Consider the following 19824-nt stretch of genomic DNA (forward strand, 5'->3'; position numbering starts at 1 on the left):
CTACTAAAGTTATCCATTTCTTTAGCTTTTGGATAGATATCATTAGCTAGTAAAATCATTAAAGCTGTGTACCCAGTAGATTTAGAAATAATGGAGTTTTTATTATTCCACTGATCAGTAAAAATATCACTAACAGCATTAATATAATTACGTAAAATAAGATATATTATGTCATCCTCTTTAGAATAAAATCCTCTCTGAATATATACTTACTAGGGTTATACATTTCCAACTTTTTGTTTTTTAAAAGAAATTTGTTATCTAGTTTTCGATCTTTAGAAATATATTCAATTAAAATATCTATAAATAGCCCTTGGGATAATGATGGTAAATTTCCTTCATAGTGGTTGTTAGAATTATTTATTATGTATTCTTTTCTAGATTTATCAACAACAGCTAACATCTTCAATTTCACCGAAAAATGGTGATTCATTATTATTATTATTTAATTCTTTACCTATTATATGACTGGTTCTTTCTAAACTGCGTTGATCTGCATAACTAAATAGATCGTAGATAAGGGATTTGGGAACTGGTTTTTGATTTCCATTAATACTAGAGAATATTTGTGCATCCTCAGGTGCATTGGTATTAAAAATTAAAATAACAGGTAATGTGAATTTCTCTGCCGCACTAGACTCAGATATTCCGACCAGTCTGTGTTGACCATCAACAATACTAAAAAAATCATCATTATCTTTTATAAAATCGACATCTATGTAAAGTATGTTTTCAGAAATAGAAACGTATTCATTACTTCCAGAGATAATAATAGAGGTAGAGAATATAGCATCATTTGTTTCACTGTACTCTCTAATGGACTTTACCCTTTTAACATGGTTGCTAGAATTCTGGCAGAGTATAAAAAATAGCAGTTTCATATGTTCAAAATCTTCTCGTGATATAAATAGATGAGGTATCTACTAAAATGCTGACTACAAGAATTTAGGGGTTAATCGAGAAGCAGAACGACTTTTGCTTCGCGGATTCTTTTTTAAATTTTTGATTTTTATCAACGTCCATGACATTGCGGCCAGTCACACCAAGCAAGGGTACTGACCTCAAGTAACTTGATTTATAATACTACTAAAATTAAAAATACATTTAAAAAATGGAGGAATATTCGAATGGCATTAGTGAATAATATGGAGAAAATAAGTAGAAATGCAAATGTACATGAAGAAGTGGAAGCTACTTTTAATATCGTACAAAAAGCAGGAAAAAAATATATCCAGATAAATACTTATGGTTCTAAAGAAAGAAAAGCAAAAGGGGTAGTAAGTCAAACTCTTCAATTTAGCGAAGAGGCAATCTATCATTTGCAAGAAATTATCAAAAAAGAATTTTAAGAGTAGCTAATCAAGATCATCAAGGTTATTATTGTGAAATTACTTACATAGGTTAATCGAGTTGCTCATACATTGGAGCAACTTTTTTGATAGGGATTCCATTAACCCCCTCTGTTTGGATAGATGTCTTACGACGCTAATGATAGGGAGCATCAAATGAATAAAAGTCTCTAAGAAAGAAAGTAGAATCTGCTTTAAAGTGAGTTTTAGCTTCTTTTTTGAAAAATCTCCCTATTTCTTTGGCTTATAGTTGATTGGGATTTAAATTTCTGTGTGGAATTTCATAACAAATGCAACATCGGGGTCCCCAGTAAACTAAAGGTTTAACTGACTGGACTGCCCCCGATTTTACTAAACATCAACTTCTTGTCTGCAGCTAAAATCATTTTCTTTTTATAACGCCCTTTTTACAAGATTAATAAGCGTTCCCTTATTTTTATACCGATTATAAGCAATTAATCTATTTAAATCTTTGATAGTTAGTTCAGCTGGATCGATTGCCAGTTCAAATTCATCATTTACTTTTTCTATCAACGAAAGCGCATACTCGATCTGCTTTGTTGATAACGTGTAATCCTCATCCTGACTGGGAACTTGGTTTGTTTCTAATGCCGCAGCATGTTCATTTAGTTTTGCATCAATTAGTGCCTCTACATCAGCTTGACTAATTGATTGATTTTGCGGCTGGCTATTCGTTTGAGGTGTCTTAAATAACTTTTCGATTATCCCTTTAAACAAATTATTCACTCCACTTTCCGTGAGTTCTATCATTATATACTGGTCTTTTTGCCTATACTACTATTAATAAATTAAGATGAGGTAAAAAACAATACCTTTCTTGGGATATTTGGTAATTTTGGTAGAAATCTGTCAAAGGATAGGTTTCTACCTTTAGTAATTAGAAGCTTTTTGTAATATTATGGGTGAAATGTAAAAATTGTAGTATAATAAAGAAAATTGCAATATTTGGAGCGGTTGTTATGGCTATTACGATTCCTGAGACTATACGATCATCTGCAACAGCTGGGGAGAGACTTTTATTCAGCACACTTAAAACTTTCCTTCCTGATGATTACATCGTTTACTTTGAACCTGATATTCAAGGACGAAGACCTGATTTTGTGATTATTGGGCCAGACCTTGGCATTGTTGTATTAGAAGTGAAGGATTATACGAAGAATACACTTTTTCAAATTAATCATGATGAATGGCATATAGTTGCATCGACAGGAGATCAAACGATTGTTCCGAGCCCCATGAAACAAGCTAGGGATTATATGTTTAGAATTGTTGATGTTCTACAAAAAGATAAAAACCTTATTGAAGCAGATGGGAAATATAAATTGAGACTAAAATTTCCGTATGGTCATGGAGTCGTTTTTACACGAATGACTTCAAGTGACTTCATTAAAGATGGTTTGTACTCCGTCATTGAACCCAATCAATGTTTAACAAGGGATGAAATTGACCCAGAAAAAGAAGGGTTTTCTGAAGAAGTATTAATGGAAAAGATCCTCAATATGTTTGTCGTTCCATTCCGTTTAAAGGAACCACTATCCTTTGAGGACATCAATGCGATTCGTTATCACTTATTTCCAGAGGTACGGATTAGTGCCGAATTCAAACCACTTGTACCCTATCAGGACCAGCTTCTGTTGTCCTTACATGACATTAAAACCATGGATCTTCACCAGGAGAACCTGGCTAAACAGATAGGGGATAAGAATCGGTTAATCCGTGGAGTTGCCGGCAGTGGCAAAACGATTATCTTAGCGAGTCGAGCAAAAATGTTATCAAAACAGAATCCAGACTGGAAGATTCTTATTCTCTGTTACAATATTTCTCTTTCTAATGCGATCCAGCAAATGGTCCATCATATGCTCAATGAGCCGGAGGACTTATTTGATTTTGATCCGAATACTAAGTCAGTCCAAAATGACAATATTATGGTGAGGAATTTTCACGCCTGGTTAAAGAATGATTTAAGAATAAGGGAGCAGCAGCTTCCAGATATCCTAGAAAAACTAGAAAGAAATGAAGCGATTCTACCTACTTATGACGCCGTTTTGATTGATGAAGGGCAAGATTTTGAAGCTGAATGGCTCTGATTAGTTAGTTTACTGGTTAATGCAGATACACAGTCTCTATTACTAGTAGAAGACCGCGCTCAGACTATTTATCAACGGAAGCGTTCCTATGTGCAGGATACGGGCTTAAGTTTTCAAGGAAGATCAAAGGTTCTGTCCATCAATTATAGAAACACACAGCAGATTGTAAAATTTGCTTGGGAATTTTACCGAAAGCATTCGATGTTTAAAAATAAAGTGGTCAATCGTGAACTAGAAGGTGAAATTATTGCCCCCAGAGCACGAAGAGGAGAGGTCCAGAGCCTGGTATAGTAAAGGCAGCTACTTTTTTTGAGGAAATGAGAATTGTCGCTCGCTCCATCAAGAAATTACACTTGGAGAAAAAATTCCCGCTAGAAGACATCTTAATCCTTTACCGTGTTAAACGGACTCAGAAATACCCTATTATCGATATTATTAAGCGTAATTTGAAGGATGAAGGATTACCTTATTTTTGGATCACGGAGAACGACGTCTCAAAACGCTCGTATGCAAAAGATGATGGTAAAGTTAAAATCAGTACCATTGATAGCAGTAAAGGATTAGATTTCCGCGCCGTTTTTATCGTCAATGTAGACTCCATGCCTTTTCCACTGGAGGAAAATAAGGAGAGGGAAGTTTCACTCTTATACATAGGAATGACCAGAGCAAAAGAATACTTATGTCTTTCTTATTCTGGGGAATCAGAGTTTACACTTTATCTGGATAGAGTCAACCACGAGAGAAGACAAATCAAACTGAAAATAGAGAGGGTAAATGATATTAAATAATCAGACTATTACCGAGTAGGTTTATATGGAGGACTAAACATGAGAATGATATTTGTAAATATTTTCATCTTATGCTAATAATCTTGGAATTATTTCATACTGTTAATTGATATAATGATACATAGAATTCAGGTTTAAGTCCTCACTCTAAATCTAAATAAGTGGTGATGAAATGAAGGATAAATTAGTATTACTTAAAGATAAATTAAATGATCTAAGTAAACGTAATCGTTCAATTAGGATGTTAAAATTATATGATAAATGGGCTTTTGATATTAGTAAACTAAATTTACTTGAAAATGAGAATGCTCAGAACGTATTAAAACGAGTACTTGAACAGCAGGGGAAAGTGAAACTCGTTAAACAAGATCAATATAACAGCAGTTCGCTAATCCTCTCTAAAAAGTTAAATAATTTATATAGAAACATAAAAGATATTGAAGAGGAAACCGGTCTTTATGATTTGTATGTTGGTTATCCATATATTACAGGTTGTATGTTAGATGGAACTTACTTTAGAGCACCACTCTTTTTATATCCTGCTAAATTGGAAATGCAAAAAGTTAATGGGACTCAGTGGTCACTATCGTTTCAGGATGAAGGTGAGCCACAGTTAAATCGCACTCTTTTTTTAGCATTAAAAAAGTTCTCTAGTCTTTCTGTTTCAGAGAAAATTTATGATGAAGCTCTAGAAAAAGCAAGAAATGTTAATTACCTTTCCCTAATTTCTTGGTTAAAGGAGTACTCTATAAATGTTATATGGAACAACGAGCCTCAATTAAAAGGGTTTATTGATTACAAGCAGGATGAAGTGCCAAATTTTAAAAAAGGTCAGTTTCAATTAGAGAAAATGGCTATATTAGGTTGTTTTCCTCAAGGTAATTCAGCCTTATTGAAAGATTATGAAGACCTAATTGCTTTAGTAGAAGAAAATCAAAATCCTGATTTGGGGATTCTTGGAGAATTGATCAACGTTGGACTTGAAACAGAATATTCGCCAATTGATGGAGAAGAGATAAAACAATCCCCAACGGCAGAAAAAGAAATTTTTAATATCTTAGAAACGGATGCATCCCAAGAAGATATTATTAAGGAGATTTTTTCGAAAAGGGGATTAGTCATACACGGTCCTCCTGGTACTGGAAAATCACAGGTTATTGTCAACCTGATCTCTAATTTTATTTCGAAAAATAAAAGGGTATTGCTAGTTTGTCAAAAGAGAGCAGCGTTAGATGTTGTTTACCAAAGGATGGATAGTTTAGGTCTTTCAGGTCAAGTTGCACTCTTGCATGATGAAAAAAATGACAGAAAAATGCTTTATAGCAAATTAAGCAATTTATTAGAATTAAATAAACCTCTTGAAGAGTATGAAAATGAGTTAAATGCTATTTCTAAAAAGATTGAAGATTACGAGACATATCTAAATTCAATCGCAACTGGCTTATACGAAATTCAGGAAAATGGTTTTAATGCTTATGAGCTGTACGGGTTAAGCAAACCTATACAGGAACAGGAAGTTATCCTGGATAAACTCCACTCAGTAATCGGACACTTAAATAAAGAAAACTTAGATGATGTATTAATGAAGATACTCTCTTTTGGTAATTATTATGGACGTTTAGGTGGAGAGCTTTATCCCCTTAGAAATAGAAAATCATTTGCTAAATTAGAACTAAAAGATCGTTTACGGATAATTGAAATCTTAAATAATACTGTTCAAAAGGCAGAACAAAGTAAGACTCACTTAGATAATCTTGAACGAGATGATTTAACACCAGAATACACCTGGATTATTAGTGATAAATTAGAAAAAATTTATGAAGATTTAAATCCTGAAGAAAAGAAAACGCTTCAAAAACTCAGATTGTGGTGGTGGACATCCTTTACTGGGAAAACCATTATTGAGGAACTGTTAAATGGTGAGAAATTTAACGGATTGTCCTCCAAAGAGTGGCCGAGACTTAGAGATAGTCTTCGGATTTTATTTGAACTTGCTCAAGTTTCTGAATCCATGACCAAAGAAATAGATACCTTAAATGGCTACTTTCAAAAGGAATCATTAGAAGATGATAAAAAGCGTATTGCAAAAGGGGATATCCCTCTTAAGGAACTTCAACAAAAAGGGGAGTTCATACACCTAGATTTTGAAGATCTGAGAGATATGGACCGTATTTATGAAGAGAGTCAACCGTTTATTAAAGCACTAATTGATATGTTAAAAGAAAAATATGATGATAAAATCCACCGTGAAATTGCTAGTGAATGGGAAGAGGTGGTTAAGCAATCTGCTTATATCCATTGGATTGATAATGTTGAAAGAAAACATGCCATACTTACTAAAATCGGTACAGATGAATTTGATAAAATAAACTCACAATTTAAACAGTTATTACTTAAAAAGAGGGAATTGCTGGTTAAAGTTCTACTGTATCGTTTAACTAAAAAGTTATTTGACACTAATGAAGAGAATCCAAAAGCAATAAGAGAGCTAAAGCATCAAGTCAGTAAAAAAAGAATGGTTTGGTCGGTTCGCAAGCTAGTCAGGGAATTTTCTAATAAAGGGCTACTAGATAGTTTGCCAATCTGGCTTACATCGCCAGAGACAGCATCGGCTATTTTTCCTTTAGAAAACGGTTTATTTGATGTGGTTATATTTGATGAGGCTTCCCAATGTACTGTCGAGAATGGATTGCCGTGCGTTTATCGGGGCAAGAAGTTAATAGTTGCAGGGGATGAAAAACAGCTTCAGCCGTCTACTTTATTTAAAGGGGAAATTGAAGTTGATGAAGATGACGAAGAACAGCAGGATCTTCAAGAATCACAAAGTCTATTGAATTTATCGAAACGAGTATTGCCAGAGAAAATGCTTCAATGGCACTACCGCTCAAAATCTGAAGAGCTTATTAATTTTTCCAATCACGCCTTCTACGGCGGAAACATACAAATAGCACCTAACGTAGCGCCAATGAAAAGTCCAGCTGCTATTCAATGGCATAAGACGAAGGGGCAGTGGGTCAACCAGCATAATGCATTAGAAGCTATTAAAGTGGTTAAGCTGCTTAAAAAAGTCATTAATGACCAACCAGAGAAATCCGTTGGTATTATTACTTTCAATTCCAAACAGCAGGAAAAAATTAGGGATCTTATAGATAATGAGGTAGAAAAGGACAAAAAGTTTGCTGTTCTCTACAATCAAATAATGGTAAAAGATTTGGATCAACAGATCTTCATAAAAAATATAGAAAATGTTCAAGGTGACGAGAGAGATATTATTATATTCTCAATTGGTTATGCCCAAAACGAACAAGGGCGAGTTTATAATCGCTTTGGGACATTGGGGCAGCAAAGTGGGGAAAATCGACTAAATGTTGCCATTTCGAGAGCTAAAGAACAGATTCATGTAGTTTCAAGTATAGAACCACATGAATTAAGTGTAGATAGCTCAAAAAATGATGGGCCTAAATTCTTAAAGAGCTACCTAGAATATGCAAAGGCTGTTTCTAAAGTTAATAAAGATGAAGTGGAAGCAGTACTAATCAAGTTGAATGAGGATTTGAATACAAAAAGACAATCAACTAAAACATTAGTATTTGATTCACCATTTGAAGAACAAGTTTACCATCAGATTGTCAATATGGGATACACTGTTGATACACAAGTAGGGATGTCTAGATATAGAATCGATTTAGCTGTTGTTCATCCGAATGAACCTAATCGTTATATACTTGGAATTGAATGCGATGGAGCTATGTATCATAGCTCTCTTTCCGCAAAAGAAAGAGACGTCTACCGACAACAATTTCTAGAAAATAAGGGATGGAAAATCACCAGAGTTTGGAGCAGAAATTGGTGGAAGACCCAAAGTACGGAAATAGAAAGGCTTCAACGAACAATTGAAGGTATTTTACAAGAAGAGAAGGTTCTACAGAAGGTTTAGGAATTGTTGTCTTAGCTACTAAAAAATCCAAAAGTTGATTGTCTTGAATGTCTATGTTTTATCAGATACATAGCCCAATGTAAATTAGTGGAGTGGGGCGTCCATTAAAACGAAATACATTATTTTTGTAGAGCCGTTACTCCGTATTAACTTTAAATGGACTTCAACTTAAACTATTCTCGTTAGTCCAATAAGTATTGCTCTAAACCCTGTTTAACTACTAGTATTTAAACAGGGTTTGTTTATGATTCATTAAGACTATTAGACAGATGTCTGGGACTAGCCATACTTTTGTCTAAAATCATAAGGGACAATATTAGTATTATCCTAGTACATCAATTTCACCCTGCTGCATGAACTGTAGATGTGTAGTGGTGTTTTTGTAGATATTGAGATAATGCTTTCCATGAAATACTTCTTTGTAGCATCTATTATTTTCTTAATCTTTTCCTCGTTATGGAGTTCCCACTAATTGGTGGAAGCTTTCTTTTTTAATTGGGCTGTTTGGCATTTCTTAATATGTTTCAGCCAGGACAGCATCGATGATTATTCTTAATCCAACCACTCCCTGATTTATCTCCCTTTAATTTACCATATTTTAGAAAAAATTTCTGGAGTTTTGTACTCTCTTCATCTAGAAAGCTAATCCTATGTTTTTCTTTTGTAAAAAAAGGAAAATTACGGAATTTTTATTGCGGTTGTAGTAGCTAAGCCAGCACCGATGGTGCCTCCTCCACTTGGATTAAAAAGAACAAATTCATCTCCTTTTGTTTAACTTGTATTAATAAAGTCCTGTACTTTTTAAAATTCGGTGAAGCTTTTTAATATTTTTCCGGAATATGGTGGACGGTAACAACGTATTGTTCCAATTCTGCTCATACCCAATAGGAATCGGAAATAGGAATCATTTCGTTTCCTTCATTGCATTCGATTTATTCAGTTCCATATTATCCATACTATAGAGATTATTAATAGCTTTTATAGAAATTATATCTTAGACTCTATTACTTCTGAGTGATATAAATAAATTAATAATAAAAAAAATTCAGAAAAATAATAACAAAAATAATGAAAGAAGATACGTGCTATTGGATCAGAATCACCAAATGGGCTGTTTGCAGTGTATTTTAAGGAAAGATTTATTGTTGCTAGTTCTTCATATCCTAACCCACGAGTCTAAGCCTTAGAGGAGGAAATAATATTAAGGAACTTATTTTTACTGTTGATAATCAAATTGCAAGAATAACATTGAATCGGCCAAATAGCCTAAATGCATTTAGTTCTGAGATGATTGATCTTTGGATACAAGCTTTGGAAACGGTGCGGAATTCTGAAGAGATACGAGTTGTAATTATTTCTGGCAACGGTCGTGGCTTCTGTGCGGGAGGAGACATTAAGACTATGGCAAAAGGCAATGGTTTTCTTGATTCCGATGCAAAGGAAGGTTCTTCTTCAGCACTAGACCGTAAAAATTCGCTTTGGAAAAAAATCCATCGGGTTCCTTTAACGATGAAGGAGATTGATAAGCCCATTATTGCATCATTACATGGATTTGCATTTGGTGCAGGTTTTGACATGGCCTTAGCCTGTGATATTCGCATTGCCGCAAAATCTACGAAAATATCAGAAAGCTATTTAAAAGTAGGCATTGTACCAGGCGACGGAGCAGCTTGGTTATTGCCTCGATTTGTTGGTGTCGATCAAACTTTAGACCTTTTATGGACAGGAAAAGTTCTTACTGCCGATGAAGCGAAGGAGATGGGGTTAATTACTCACGTAGTTGATGATACACAATTGACTACATTTGTCAGTGATTATGCAGAAAAACTGACAAAAGGACCGCAAGCTGCTATTGCTTTAACGAAAAGAGCGGTATATCAAGGCTTGGATATGAGTTTTAAAGCTTCCTTAGATATGATTTCTTCTTCTATGGCGATTGTATCTGAATTGGATGATTTTCATGAAGGTGTTCGAGCAATTAATGAAAGGAGAAGTCCACATTTTAAATAGACTTGATCAGCATTGAAATTTTCGAAGGCAAAAAAAATAGGGAGGGATAACATTGAAGACTGAATACCCCATTATAGTTGGTGTAAAGGATATTGATGATTTAGACCATCTAAATAACAGCCGATCTATTGTGTATTTACAACATGCTAGAACAAACTGGTATGAAAACTTAGGACTGCCTGTCGAGGAAATGATGAACAGAAATGTGGGGACAGTTGTTGTAAAACTTGAGGTAAACTATTTTAAAGAAGCAAGACTTAATGAACGGTTAACAGTACATACAAGTCCATTGCGAATAGGAAATAAGAGTTTTGTATTAAAACAAGTCATATCTAATGAGGAAGGCAAGATAATTACAGAAAGTACCGTAACTTTAGTCACGGTAGATTTAATAACGAGAAAGAGCATCTTAGTTGTTGAAGAAATTGTAAGTAAATTTGAGAATTATTAACAAAAAAATTAGTCGTATAATAGTTAAATTAAGTATCAGGTTTGATAGAGAAGAGGATCATGAAAATAAAATGAAAGAGTAGTAGAATGTGCCTATAATTCACCCATCTACTCTAGGTGTCATTTTACTCAATTAGGTTCTAGCAGAGGGTATGGTAAATGGGGTGCATAAAACCTCTTCTAAGGTAATGAGGTCTTGTTTGAAAGTTATAGTGTGTTGAAGAGTCAGCACGTTTTAAGATATAAATGGTTACAAAAAAAGTATGATATGAATAGAGGGATATAATGGGAAAGATTGTTAAGGTTGGCTCAGGACAAGGTTTTTATGGAGATACAATTGAACCAGCAGTGTATATGGCAGAACATAGTGATGTTCAATATATTTGTTTCGACACCCTAGCAGAACTCACGCTAGCGATTTTACAAAAAGATCGTCAAAAGGACCCAACAAAAGGGTATCCAAAGGATATCACCAACACAATGAGAAAATTACTTCCATTTGTAAAAGAAAAAGGCATTAAATTAATTACAAATGCAGGTGGAATTAATCCGGAGGGAGCAAAAAATGAGGTTCTCCGAGTCGCAAAGGAATTAGGTATTACTGGAATAAAAGTTGGGGTTGTTACTGGAGATGATATTTACGATCGAATTGATGAGTTTCAAGAAAATGGAATAGATCTCAAAAGCAATGATTCGAATGAAGACCTTAGCAGGGTTAGAGAAAAAATACTTTTTGCAAGCGTTTACTTGGGAGCCCAACCGATTGCTGAAGCATTAAATCAAGGAGCAGATATAGTTATTACCGGTCGTACAACCGACACCGCTCAGTTCTTAGGTCCTTTAATCTATGAATTTGGATGGGAGGAACAAGATTGGGATAAGCTTGCTTCGGGAATTCTTGTTGGGCATTTGCTAGAATGCTCAGGTCAGGGATCAGGTGGTAACTTCAGCGGTGATTGGTATAACGTGGAGAACTTACAATCTATCGGTTATCCAATTGCAGAAGTAAATGAAGATGGTTCATTTATCGTTACAAAGACAGTCGGCTCCGGCGGAAGAGTTAGTATTGACACGATTAAAGAACAGTTCCTCTATGAGATTCATGATCCATCAACCTATATTACACCAGATGTGATTGCGGATTTTACCACTACTGAATTTGAGGAAATTGGTGAGAATCGTGTATTAGTAAAAAACACTACAGGAAGGCCAGCACCTCCAACCCTTAAAGCATTGATGGGTTACAAAAATGGCTTTTTAGGTCAAGGTATGATTGGATATTCATGGCCACAAGCACTATCAAAAGCACGTGCTGCTAACGAAATAATTCGTTCACAAATAGAAACTCTTGGCATCAAAGTGTTGGATATTCATACAGAATACCTCGGATATAATGCCCTTCACGGTCCACTAGCTCAAGAAATTGATGAAGATTTAATCAACGAAATCTTTTTGAAAATTACTATTTGCACCGAGGAAAGAGAAGAAGCGACCAAGTTGGCAAAGCTCTTCCCACCTTTAACAGTAAATGGACCTCCTTATGTGGGGATGATATCAGGACTATCTCCTTCAAGGGAATTATTAGGACTATGGTCTACACTAATCCCACGTGAAACAATTGAATCGAATATTAATATTGAAGTTTTTGAGGTGATATAGATGGCTAAAGTAAAGTTGAAAGATGTTGCACAGGCACGCTCAGGTGATAAGGGCAATTCATCTGATATTAGCTTATTCGCTCCTAACAAACAGCTATTTGAAGTTTTAAAAAAAGAAGTAACCGCGGAAAAAGTCAAGGAACATTTCTCCGGAATTGTTTTTGGAGATGTCTACCGTTATGAGGTGCCTAATGTGCTAGCTTTGAAGTTTCTTTGTTTAGAAGCACTAGGAGGAGGAGCTCCTTCTTCATTAAGGCTTGATAACTTAGGAAAATGCTTTGGGGGAAATTTATTGAGAATGGAAATTGAAATAATTGATGAAATATTGGACTCTTTAAAAGTAAAGGACCAATAGCTCGTATTTAAATAAACATTATAGGGTGATGAAAATGTTTTCAGGAGAATCCGGAGTTTTATATGAAATAAGAGATAATATTGGCTTCTTGACAATCAATAGACCGCATCGGATGAATTCCCTTTCGGTAGAAGTCTACGAAAAATTAAATCATATTTGGGAAACAGTTGATCAAGATGAAAACGTAAGGGTTATCATTTTATCAGCTGTAGGGGATAAGGCCTTTAGCGCAGGAATGGACTTAAAAGAGCAAGCTGAATTAAGTGCACAAGGTAAAGATTTTTTACAAATGGTTAAAGATCCATTCATGCTCAAAATGACTGAAGTGAAGAAACCGATTATTGCGGCGATAAACGGTGTTTCAACAGCAGGAGGATTTATGCTTGCTCAATGTGCAGATTTAAGAGTGGGTAGTATCAATTCAGAGTTCTCGATAAGAGAGGCAAAAGTAGGTCGCGGTTCGCCATGGGCTATGCCACTTCTTTGGATGCTACCACTTAACATGAGTATGGAATTAACCTTAATGGCTGAGCCTATTAGTGCACAAAGAATGTATGATATCGGATTCTTAAACAGAATCACTCCAATAGGAGGGGCTTTAGAGGAAGCAACAAAAATGGCTGAGATTATTAGAGACAATGCGCCACTTTCTGTATTGGCTGCAAAGCAATCCTTAAAGGAGGCAGCTGAATTAGTTAACATAATATCTCTAAAAAATTCTGTACGAATCCATGAAAAAGTATATAGCAGTGAAGATGCCATTGAGGGTCCAAGTGCATTTGCAGAAAAACGGAAACCAAATTGGCAAGGAAGATAGTTGGTTCTAGGACGTTACAAACATATTAAACTACAAACCTATATTGAAAAAGAGGTGTGCGAATATATGAGTGGTCCATTAAAAGGAATTCGGGTTTTAGATTTGACCTCAGTCTTAATGGGTCCATACTGTACAATGTTATTGGGAGACTTAGGTGCAGATGTCATAAAGGTCGAGTCTAAGAGAGGGGATACGTTAAGATATCTCGGTCCATCGCAGAATAAGGCAATGGGGAGCTTATATCTTCAGTTAGGGCGAAACAAAAAGAGCATAGTTCTGGATCTTAAATCCCAACGGGGAAAAGAAGTTTTATTAAAAATAGCTAAGGACGTGGACGTATTTGTCCACTCCATGCGTCCCCAAGCAATTGACAAATTGGGATTATCCTATGAGGATATAAATAAAGTAAATGATAACATCATTTACTGCGCCACATATGGATTTAGTAAGGATGGACCCTATGCTACAAAGCCAGCGTATGATGACATCATTCAAGGAGCATCTGGACTTGTCGCTTCACAGGAAGCTATGACTGGAACACCTCAATATATGGCGACTGTTCTAGCGGATAAAACAACAGGTATCATGGCTTCGAATGCAATAATGGCAGCGCTTTTTTATCGACTGCAAACAGGAGAAGGGCAAAATATTGAAGTTCCAATGTTTGAAACGATGGTTTCCTATAATATGATTGAGCATTTATATGGCTTAACATTTGAACCGCCATTAGGAAATTCTTTCTATCCAAGGGTAATATCAAAATTTCGAAAGCCTTATAAAACGAAGGATGGGCATATTTGTGTCATGGTGTATAACGATAATCATTGGAAATCTTTCTTCGAGGTGACTGGTAATCAGTACATGCTCGAGGATCCTCGTTTTAAAGATATTACAACCAGAACGAAACATATAAATGAAATCTATCAAATGATTGAAGAGATTATCTTAACAAAGACTTCAGAAAAATGGTTATCAATTTTAGCCGAAGCAGATATACCTGCAATGCCGGTCAATAAGCCTGAGGATTTATTAAAGGATCCTCACTTAAAAGAAATTGGCTTTTTTAGAGAAGTGGATCATCCAACTGAAGGTAAAATCATTAATATGGCATTTCCTGTTAATTTTTCAAAGACACAATTGGAAGTTAAGAACTATGCACCTAGACTTGGTGAAGATAGCATCTCTATATTAGAGAACTTCGGATATAGTACAAAAGAAATTAAAGCGATGATCGAAGAAGGAATCATCGTAGATGGGAAGGAACTATATAGTAGCAAGGGAATTTAAGCTACTGAACACATAGCATAAATTTATCTATAAATTGAGGGATGGTGTTAGTAGTGGATTTTAACTGGACGGAAGAACAAAAAATGATTCATAAAGAAGTTGTACGGTTATGTTCAAAATTTAATGATGACTATTGGTTAGAATGCGATCGAGAACATCGCTTTCCATGGGAATTCTTTCATACAATTGCAGATGCGGGCTGGCTAGGTATTTCGATTCCCGAAAAATATGGCGGTTCTGGATTAGGCATTACCGAAGCATCAATCGTTTTGAATGCAATCGCTTCAACAGGTGCAGGGATGAACGGTGGTACGGCCATCCATCTGTCCTTATTTGGACTTAATCCAGTTGTTAAGCACGGATCTGAAGAGATGAAGGAAAAATATTTGTCCCTTGCCGTTTCTGGGGAATTACATGTGGCATTTGGTGTGACTGAGCCTGATGCAGGAACAGATACAACGAGTATTACGACATTTGCCAAAAAAGTTGGGGATCAATTCATCATTAATGGAAAAAAGGTATGGATTTCGAAAGCGAAGGAATCAAGCAAAATACTTTTATTAGCTAGAACTAAGCCATTAGAGGAGTGTAGCAGAAAAACAGACGGTATGACATTGTTCCTCGCTGATTTGGACGAAAGATATGTAACCATTAAAGAAATTGATAAATTAGGAAGAAACGCAGTGGATTCGAACGAGCTTTTTATTGAAGACCTTCCTGTAAGTGAGAGCGATGTAGTTGGGGAAGTGGGAAGAGGATTTTACCATTTGCTTGATGGACTAAATCCAGAAAGAATTTTATTAGCCGCTGAATTTTGTGGATTAGGAACAAGAGCATTACAAAAGGCGGTACAGTATGCAAATGAGAGAGTTGTATTTGGTCGTCCTATTGGACAAAACCAAGCTGTACAACACCCACTTGCCGAAAGCTATGCTGAGTTAGAATCCGCCAATCTATTATGGCAACGTGCTGCATGGATTTATGACAATGGAGAGTCTGCTGGTGCAGCAGCAAATATTGCGAAATATATGGCAGCCGAAACTGTATTTAAAGCATGTGATCGTGCCCTTCAAACATTAGGTGGATATGGCTATGCGAAAGAATATCACATCGAACGTTATTGGCGTGAAGCAAGACTCTTAAAAATTGCTCCAATTTCACAACAAATGATCCTAAATTATATCGGTGAACATGTTCTGAAATTACCAAAATCATACTAATCCATAGCTGTACATGGTGAAAAAAATATGTAGACTTGTATATGAAAGAAATGATAGCGAATACATTGAAAAAGAGCAGAAATTGATAAATAGATAGTGAGTAAGTTTTATTTTTTTAGAGGATTTGTCTTCTAACACCTTGAAAATTCGCAATACTCAGAATAAAAATGTACTCCGATAAAAATAAAGGTAGGAGGAAAGACCTATGAATTTAGCTGGTAGAGTAGCCATTGTTACAGGAGCTGGAAGAGGGTTAGGTAGAGCAATATCACTAGCTTTAGCTGCAGAAGGTGCAAAGGTAATAGTAGTGGATCCTGGTGTTACAAGGGATGGTAGTAATGCTGGTGAAAAACCAGCGGATGAAGTCGTGAATGAAATAAGAGCCGCTGGTGGAAACGCAAAGGCCGATTATACTTCTGTAACGGACTTTCATGCAACAGAGCAATTAATCAAGAATACAGTAGAAGAATTTGGATCCTTAGACATTCTAGTGAATTGTGCAGGAATTCTTCGTGAACGTATGATTTGGAATATGACAGAAGAGGAATGGGATGGAGTTATTGCTGTACATCAAAAAGGTACATTTAATATGACCAGACATGCGGCAAAGGTGATGAGAGAGCAAAAATTTGGAAGGATTATTAATATAGCTTCTGATGCATGGCGTGGAACAGTCGGACAATCTAATTATGGGGCTGCAAAGGGGGCTATTGTTAGCTTTACTCGTTCTGTTGCTAGAGAACTAGGACGATCTGGAGTAACTGTTAATGCGATTTGTCCAATAGCAGCAACACGTATGAATATGCATGAAGGGGCGATTGCAGGGTTCAAGAAACGTTTAGAGGCTGGCCTGATAACGAAGGAATATTATGATCAGCTTATGGCAATGCCGGGGCCAGAGTATGTACCACCAATTATTGTTTATTTAGCAACAGAGCAAGCTAAAGATATTAACGGTCAAGTTTTTCATGCTGAAAAAGGAAGAGTGTCTATATACTCAGAGCCTGTGGAGGTTAGAGCTATATACAAAAAGGTGGAGGATGGGTTGTTTACTCTTGACGAGCTAATAGATGCTGTGCCAAATACATTGTTAGTAGGTTATAAGAATCCAGCACCATCTGAAAATTGATAGAAACTAGATGTAAGGAAGGAGGGTTTCAGATGAATCCTGAGAGCTTGCAGAAAATGATTGGACGTACGAGTGAACCATTTATTTTAGAGGTTGACCGCTCTAGCATTAAAAAATTTGCAGATGCTGTTGGAGATAAAAATCCATTGTATTGGAATGAAGAATTTGCAAGAAATACAAAGTATGGATCGCAAGTTGCACCACCAGGTTTTTTTGGCTGGCCTGTTCAATGGGATAATGCAATGCCATTTTCCTCAGCCTTAAGAGGCGATTTACTGGACCAATTTGTTAAAGAAGGTTATCGAGTAATTTTGGATGGAGGAATAGAATACGACTTTAACTATCCAATTAGAGTTGGTGATATATTGTCAAGTGTTGTACGAATTGCTGACATTAAGGAAAAGGAATCAAAAGGAAAGTCGATGTTTTTTTCTATCATTGAAACGCTTTATACGAATCAAAACGGGTTCGTTGCTGCTATTGCAAGACAAACATTGATTTCTAGATAAGAGAAGAGGTTAAACAAATGAACAAAACTCTATACTGGGAAGATGTTGAAGTTGGTGTGGAATTACCTGTATTAGAAAAAGTAGCTACTACCCAAATGCTTGTAAAATGGGCAGGTGCTTCAGGTGATTTTAACCCTTTGCATTTTGAATCTGACTTTGCCGAATCTCAAGGTGTTGGGATTCCTATAGTTCATGGACAATTAAAAAGAGCGTGGCTTATGCAACTGGTAACAGACTGGATTGGAATTGAGGGGACAGTTAAGAAGTTTTCATGCCAGTTTAGGGCAATGGATTACCCTGTCAAAATGAAAACGATGGTAGATCCTATCGAAAGTCTGCCTACACATTTTTGTAAGGGTAAATTAACAGCCAAGTTTGAAGAGAATGAGATTGCTTTTGCTGAGGCTGAAATTTGGGTTGAAAATGCAAAGGGTGAAATTAGCACACCTGGAAAAGCATTGGTGATTCTGCCTAAAAGGATGTAAGGTGTTATGCATTCTTTGAAACTATTAAAAAATGCAAAGTGACTGGTATGTTTGTTTGCAAAGAAGATCATAAGAAATTGTAGTGTCAGGAGGAAAGTAATTTGGTCAATTTATCAAGGCAAGCAGCAATAGTAGGTGTTGCTGAATCAAAGCTTGGGAAGGTTGGAGACATGAATCCTCTTCAATTGCAGGCTATGGCAGCTCGGGATGCCTTAAAGGAAGCAGGTGTTGATAAAAGTGAGGTTGAGGCTGTTTTTTCAGCCGGTCCTTTTGCATACATGCAGTCAATAAGCGTTGCAGAATATTTAGGTATTATCCCAAAATACTCTGATTCTACGAGCATTGGCGGCTCTTCATTTGAAGCACATATCGAACATGCTGTTGCCGGGATTCATGCTGGTTTGTTTGATGTTGCATTAATCACGTATGGAAGCAATCAAAGGAGCAAAAAAGTTCGACCAGGTAATCGCGTTGATTCCTTTCCGTTTGAAGCACTGTACGGAGTTCCATATCCTGTTGGTCCATATGCACTCGCTGCACAAAGACATATGGATCTGTATGGTACGAAGTCAGAGCAATTGGCAGAAATAGCTGTTGCTACACGAAAATGGGCTAACTTAAATCCCAAGGCTTATGCCCAAGGACCTTTAGAGATTGAAGATGTATTAAATTCTCCATTGATTGCTAGCCCATTACACAAATATGACTGCTGTTTAATTACAGATGGGGGAGGAGCTATCGTCGTAACTTCTGGAAGACGTGCTAAGGATTGTCAAACAAAACCGGTTTGGGTATTAGGAACTGGTGAAACTCATACTCATCTAAACATCAGTTCAATGCCTGATTTGACAACAACGGGTGCAGTGCTATCTGGTAAGCGTGCCTTCGAAATGGCTGGACTTACTCCGAATGATATTGATTTGGTTCAATGCTATGACTCTTTCACGATTACAGTCCTATTGCAACTAGAGGATTTAGGATTTTGTGAAAAGGGTGAGGGTGGCAAACTCGTAGAAAACCAGAATACTGCACCTGGGGGAGCACTGCCAGTGAATACAAGTGGTGGCGGTCTATCGTACAATCATCCAGGCTTATTAGGAATTTTCCTGTTAATTGAAGCAACCCGTCAGCTCAGAGGTGAGTGCGGAGAACGTCAAGTTCATGATGCGCAATTTGCCTTGTGTAATGGCATGGGTGGATTTTTATCCTCATCTAGTACTGTGATTTTAGGGAGGGATTAGTTGATGGTTCTTGACGATTTACTCTATTCCATTGACAGTGATACACGACCTTATTGGGAAGCAACGAAAAATGAAGAATTATTGATTCAATATTGCAGTCATTGTGAGTCACACCAATTTTATCCAAGGATTGTCTGTAAAAATTGCCTTTCTGATGTGAAATGGGTTAAAGCAAAAGGAACGGGTCACGTTTATAGCTATAGTGTAATCCACCGCGTATTTTCACCGGAATTTCAGGCGAAGGTTCCTTTTATCATTGCACTTGTAGAATTGGATGAGGGACCGCGGATGATGACAAATCTAATTGATGTTGAGGATAGTGAGCTAAAAGTAGGTTTAAAGGTACAGGTGGATTTTCAAGAGCGTATTGGGGAATACAGGCTACCAAAATTTAGGCCTTTTAAATAATAAAGAATAATTGAATAGCAATCGGAACGTAATCATTCATTTTGGCACTTTCTAAAAACATAAAAAGGGGAAA

16 protein-coding genes and 1 pseudogene are annotated in these 19824 nt (G+C 36.2%); 15 read left to right on the forward strand and 2 right to left on the reverse strand.

Annotated features, from left to right (window positions below; all coding sequences use genetic code 11):
• Positions 1–386: 386 nt before the first annotated feature.
• The gene (locus V7124_RS21710) at positions 387–881 is read right to left on the reverse strand and encodes a DGQHR domain-containing protein (protein ID WP_335493351.1); all 495 of its coding nucleotides are present in this window, start codon (positions 879–881) and stop codon (positions 387–389) included.
• Positions 882–1127: 246 nt separating this feature from the next.
• Here V7124_RS21710 and V7124_RS21715 point away from each other — a divergent pair, with 246 nt between their 5' ends.
• The gene (locus V7124_RS21715; RefSeq protein WP_335493354.1) at positions 1128–1349 is read left to right on the forward strand and encodes a hypothetical protein; all 222 of its coding nucleotides are present in this window, start codon (positions 1128–1130) and stop codon (positions 1347–1349) included.
• A 393-nt stretch (positions 1350–1742) separates the two neighbouring features.
• Here V7124_RS21715 and V7124_RS21720 read toward each other — a convergent pair whose 3' ends face one another.
• The gene (locus V7124_RS21720) at positions 1743–2096 is read right to left on the reverse strand and encodes an ABC transporter ATP-binding protein (protein WP_335493546.1); all 354 of its coding nucleotides are present in this window, start codon (positions 2094–2096) and stop codon (positions 1743–1745) included.
• Positions 2097–2329: 233 nt separating this feature from the next.
• Between V7124_RS21720 and V7124_RS21725 the strand changes: the two are divergent.
• From V7124_RS21725 to V7124_RS21790, 14 genes and pseudogenes are all read left to right on the forward strand, one after another.
• Positions 2330–4245, forward strand: a pseudogene (locus tag V7124_RS21725) (3'-5' exonuclease).
• Positions 4246–4417: 172 nt separating this feature from the next.
• Positions 4418–8182 (forward strand): AAA domain-containing protein, encoded by a 3765-nt coding sequence (locus V7124_RS21730; RefSeq protein WP_335493357.1) that lies wholly within the window; start codon positions 4418–4420, stop codon positions 8180–8182.
• Positions 8183–9415: 1233 nt separating this feature from the next.
• Complete coding sequence (locus V7124_RS21735; protein ID WP_335493548.1) at positions 9416–10192, forward strand: enoyl-CoA hydratase/isomerase family protein; 777 nt, start codon at positions 9416–9418, stop codon at positions 10190–10192.
• Between the two features lie 52 nt (positions 10193–10244).
• A complete protein-coding gene (locus tag V7124_RS21740; protein ID WP_335493360.1) occupies positions 10245–10643 on the forward strand; it encodes an acyl-CoA thioesterase in 399 nt (132 codons plus the stop codon).
• Positions 10644–10927: 284 nt separating this feature from the next.
• A complete protein-coding gene (locus tag V7124_RS21745) occupies positions 10928–12301 on the forward strand; it encodes an acyclic terpene utilization AtuA family protein (protein ID WP_335493364.1) in 1374 nt (457 codons plus the stop codon).
• A complete protein-coding gene (locus V7124_RS21750; RefSeq protein WP_335493367.1) occupies positions 12302–12655 on the forward strand; it encodes an AtuA-related protein in 354 nt (117 codons plus the stop codon). It abuts the gene before it with no gap.
• Between the two features lie 34 nt (positions 12656–12689).
• Entirely contained in the window at positions 12690–13472 is a 783-nt protein-coding gene (locus V7124_RS21755) for an enoyl-CoA hydratase/isomerase family protein (RefSeq protein WP_335493371.1), read from the forward strand.
• Positions 13473–13538: 66 nt separating this feature from the next.
• Positions 13539–14759: a CaiB/BaiF CoA transferase family protein gene (locus V7124_RS21760; RefSeq protein WP_335493374.1), complete on the forward strand. Its 1221-nt coding sequence runs from the start codon at positions 13539–13541 to the stop codon at positions 14757–14759.
• Between the two features lie 41 nt (positions 14760–14800).
• On the forward strand, positions 14801–15979 hold the full coding sequence (locus tag V7124_RS21765) for an acyl-CoA dehydrogenase family protein (protein WP_335493377.1): 1179 nt from the start codon (positions 14801–14803) through the stop codon (positions 15977–15979).
• A 205-nt stretch (positions 15980–16184) separates the two neighbouring features.
• Positions 16185–17108, forward strand: coding sequence for an SDR family NAD(P)-dependent oxidoreductase (locus V7124_RS21770; RefSeq protein WP_335493380.1), 924 nt, complete (start codon positions 16185–16187; stop codon positions 17106–17108).
• 32 nt (positions 17109–17140) lie between these two features.
• Positions 17141–17617, forward strand: a complete 477-nt coding sequence (locus tag V7124_RS21775) for an FAS1-like dehydratase domain-containing protein (protein ID WP_335493383.1) — start codon at positions 17141–17143, stop codon at positions 17615–17617.
• Positions 17618–17634: 17 nt separating this feature from the next.
• Positions 17635–18102 (forward strand): MaoC/PaaZ C-terminal domain-containing protein, encoded by a 468-nt coding sequence (locus tag V7124_RS21780; protein ID WP_335493386.1) that lies wholly within the window; start codon positions 17635–17637, stop codon positions 18100–18102.
• Positions 18103–18203: 101 nt separating this feature from the next.
• Entirely contained in the window at positions 18204–19343 is a 1140-nt protein-coding gene (locus V7124_RS21785; RefSeq protein ID WP_335493388.1) for an acetyl-CoA acetyltransferase, read from the forward strand.
• A 3-nt stretch (positions 19344–19346) separates the two neighbouring features.
• On the forward strand, positions 19347–19751 hold the full coding sequence (locus tag V7124_RS21790) for a Zn-ribbon domain-containing OB-fold protein (RefSeq protein WP_335493397.1): 405 nt from the start codon (positions 19347–19349) through the stop codon (positions 19749–19751).
• Positions 19752–19824: the final 73 nt, after the last annotated feature.

It is taken from the genome of Neobacillus niacini, assembly GCF_036961885.1.
Classification (GTDB): Bacteria; Bacillota; Bacilli; order Bacillales; family Cytobacillaceae; genus Neobacillus; species Neobacillus niacini_H.